The 2,167-nt window shown below is 76.0% G+C and carries 2 protein-coding genes; both read left to right on the top strand.

Going from position 1 to position 2,167, the window contains the following annotated elements:
* The first annotated feature begins 26 nt into the window (after positions 1-26).
* A complete protein-coding gene (locus AC13HU_RS36095; RefSeq protein WP_483046222.1) occupies positions 27-1,595 on the top strand; it encodes an FAD-dependent monooxygenase in 1,569 nt (522 codons plus the stop codon).
* A partial coding sequence (locus AC13HU_RS36090) for an alpha/beta hydrolase (RefSeq protein ID WP_483046221.1) occupies positions 1,595-2,167 on the top strand: 573 nt, incomplete at its 3' end. The genes AC13HU_RS36095 and AC13HU_RS36090, both read left to right, overlap by 1 nt.

Raw genomic sequence — 2,167 nt, 5'->3', positions numbered from 1 at the left:
CCAGAGCGAGAAGAGGGAGGACAGCCATGGCACGTTCCGTGGTGGACACCGATGTCGTCGTGGTCGGCGCCGGACCGACGGGGCTGATGCTCGCGGGCGAACTGCTGCTGGGCGGCGCCCGCGTCATCGTCATCGAGAAGCTGGCCCGGCCGACCGGCCAGTCGCGGGGACTGGGCTTCACCGCCCGCGCCATGGAGGTGTTCGACCAGCGCGGGCTGCTGCCGGGATTCGGGCAGGGCGAGACGCTGGCGACCAGCCCGCTGGGCCACTTCGGCGGGCTGCAGTTCGACTACACCGCCCTGGAGGACGCCCACTTCGGGGCCCGCGGCATACCGCAGAACGAGACCGAGGCCGTACTGGAGGAGTGGGCCCGCAAGCTCGGCGCGGACATCCGGCGCGGCTGGGAGGTGGTCGAGCTGGCCGGGGGCTTCCTCGACGGCGACTTCGTCGAGGCCGTCGTGGCGACACCCGAGGGCACCCGGCGGTTGCGCGCCTCCTACCTCGTGGGCTGCGACGGGGGGCAGAGCCGCGTCCGCAAGGCGGCCGGCTTCGACTTCCCCGGGCTGCCCGCCACCCGCGCCATGTACCTGGCCGACGTCGTGGGCTGCGGGCTCAAGCCCCGGTTCCTGGGCGAACGCCTCCCGCACGGCATGGTGATGGCCGCGCCGCTGAAGGAGGGCGTCGACCGGATCATCGTCTGCCCGCACGGCACCCCGGCCCGCGAGCGGAACGACGATATCACCTTCGCCGAGGTAGCGGCGGCCTGGCAGCACATCACCGGCGAGGACATCAGCGGCGGCGACGCCGAGTGGGTCAGCTCCTTCAGCGACGCCAGCCGGCTGGTCGGGGAGTACCGGCGCGGCCGGGTGCTGCTGGCCGGCGACGCCGCGCACGTCCATCTCCCGGCCGGCGGCCAGGGGTTGAGCACCGGCGTGCAGGACGCGGCCAACCTGGGCTGGAAGCTCGCCGCCACGGTGCGCGGTATCGCACCGGCGGGCCTGCTCGACACGTACCACTCCGAGCGGCACGCGGTCGGGCAGCGGCTGATGATGAACACGCACGCGCAGGGGATCGTGTTCCTCGGCGGCGAGCAGTCGGATTCGCTGCGCGCGCTGTTCGCCGAACTCATCGAGCACGACGTGGTCAAGCGGCGCCTCGCGGGCATCGTCAGCCATCTCGACATCCGCTACGACCTCGGCGGCCCCGAGGCGGAGGCGGACGCCGGAGCGGAGGCGGACGCCGGAGCGGAGGCGGACGCCGGGGCGCACTCCCTGCTCGGGCGGCGGCTCCCCAAGCGGCCGATCAGCGGGGCCGACGGCGAGAGCGACACCTTCCACCCGCTGCACACCGGGCGGGGCGTCCTGTTCGACCTGGCCGACAGCGCCGCGCTGCGTGCCGCCGCCGGCCCCTGGTCCGACCGCGTCGACGTGGTGACGGCCGCCGCCAAGCCGGTCGAGGGCAGCACCGACCCGCTGGCCGGCCTGGCGGCGGTGCTCGTCCGCCCGGACGGCCATGTGGCGTGGACCGGCGAGGGCTCGCCCGACGGGCTCGCCGACGCCCTCGGCCGGTGGTTCGGCGACGGGCGAGCCGCGTAGTGGACGCGGCCGTCGAGGTGCCGCCCGCCGGGGAGGTCCGCGAGGTGCTGCTGGACGGCGCCGGGTTCGCCCTGTCCGCGCTGCTGAGCGAGCCGGCCGGCGGCGCCGCCCCCAGGGCGCTGGTCGTGGCGTTGCACGGCGGCGGCATGACCGCGAGGTACTTCGACGCGCCGGCGTGGCCCGGCCTGTCCCTGCTGCGGCTCGGGGCACGTCTGGGCTACACGGTGCTCGCCGTGGACCGGCCCGGCTACGGCAGGTCAGCCGAGGCGCTGCCGGCGGGGATGGGGGTGGAGGAGCAGACCACGGTGCTGCGTGCCGCCGTGGCCGGCTACGCGCGCCGCCGCCCCGCGGGTGCCGGCGTCTTCCTGCTGGGCCACTCCTTCGGCGGCAAGCCGGCCCTGGACTGGGCCGCGAGCGCCGAGGACGGCGACCGGCTGCTCGGCGTGGACGTCTCGGGCTGCGGCCGGCGGTACGCGGCGCCCGACGGGGCCGGCCCGCCGCCGGCGGGTGGCGGCGACCGGCGGCGGCACTGGGGGCCGCTGCGGCTGTACCCGCCGGGCACCTTCCGGGCC

This window comes from Streptomyces sp. NH27 (assembly GCF_056859195.1).
This window is presented reverse-complemented; position numbering and strand designations above follow the sequence as displayed.

Bases quoted from the DNA above. Each gene is read 5' to 3' on its own strand.
- AC13HU_RS36095 (WP_483046222.1), top strand. From the start codon at position 27: ATGGCACGTTCCGTGGTGGACACCGATGTCGTCGTGGTCGGCGCCGGA.